The following is a 572-nucleotide window of genomic DNA, read 5'->3' on the forward strand; positions in this document are numbered from 1 at the left end:
AGTCGTAACAAGGTAGCCGTATCGGAAGGTGCGGCTGGATCACCTCCTTTCTAAGGAAATACCCGGACCCGATGAGGTTCGGATAAACTTGGCAGTTTATCGCTTACTCGTTGTCAGTTTTGAAAGATTAATACTCTTTCAACAGGAAGTCCAAAGGGAATACCCAAGGGCCTTTAGCTCAGCTGGTTAGAGCGCACCCCTGATAAGGGTGAGGTCGGTGGTTCGAGTCCACTAAGGCCCACCATTATCGACTCTGAGAAGTCGGTACCCATTTGGGGCCATAGCTCAGCTGGGAGAGCGCCTGCCTTGCAAGCAGGAGGTCAGCGGTTCGATCCCGCTTGGCTCCACCAATAAAATTGCACCTTGAAAACTGGATAACGAAAGAAAAGAATTGCTGAAACATCCTTTAGTTGTTTTTATTAGAAGCGAAGGTGAGCGATCACCCGAGCATATGGTTAAGCTAGTAAGAGCGCACGGAGGATGCCTAGGCACCAGGAGCCGAAGAAGGACGTGGCGAACAACGATACCGCCCCGGGGAGCCGTAAGCAGGCATTGATCCGAGGATTTCCGAA

The 572-nt window shown here is 51.0% G+C and carries 2 tRNA genes and 2 rRNA genes; all 4 read left to right on the forward strand.

Going from position 1 to position 572, the window contains the following annotated elements:
* Positions 1–50: ribosomal RNA gene (locus tag MRBLPE1_RS10565) — 16S ribosomal RNA — on the forward strand; the annotation flags it as partial.
* A gap of 117 nt (positions 51–167) precedes the next feature.
* Positions 168–244, forward strand: a tRNA-Ile gene (locus MRBLPE1_RS10570).
* A gap of 30 nt (positions 245–274) precedes the next feature.
* Positions 275–350: transfer RNA gene (locus MRBLPE1_RS10575), tRNA-Ala, on the forward strand.
* A gap of 103 nt (positions 351–453) precedes the next feature.
* A 23S ribosomal RNA gene (locus tag MRBLPE1_RS10580) occupies positions 454–572 on the forward strand; the annotation flags it as partial.

The organism is Paenibacillus sp. LPE1-1-1.1 (assembly GCF_040676435.1).
GTDB lineage: Bacteria > Bacillota > Bacilli > Paenibacillales > Paenibacillaceae > Pristimantibacillus.